Annotated in this window: 1 protein-coding gene; it reads left to right on the top strand. The window is 54.9% G+C overall.

What is annotated here, in order from left to right:
* Nucleotides 1-268 (top strand): fumarylacetoacetate hydrolase family protein (locus AB3X94_RS42130; protein WP_368614501.1); only part of this gene is annotated, 268 nt, incomplete at both ends.

A 268-nucleotide genomic window follows, 5' to 3' on the forward strand; every position in this document is an offset into this window, starting at 1 on the left:
GTGATTAACGACTTTACCGCGCGGGACCTGCAAAAGCTCCATCGTCAGTGGTTTCTCGGCAAGTCGCTGGACGGCTTCTGCCCGATGGGCCCGTACGTGGTCACTGCAGACGAAGTCGATGGGCAAAGCATCGATGTCAAATGCTGGGTCAACGGCGAACTGCGTCAGAACTCGAATACATCGCAACTGATATTCGACATTCCAACGCTTATCGAGACCCTTTCTGCTGGCATCGAATTGCAGCCGGGTGACGTCATTGCGACGGGTA

The sequence above is a fragment of the Paraburkholderia sp. BR10923 genome (assembly GCF_040948765.1).
Classification (GTDB): domain Bacteria; phylum Pseudomonadota; class Gammaproteobacteria; order Burkholderiales; family Burkholderiaceae; genus Paraburkholderia; species Paraburkholderia youngii.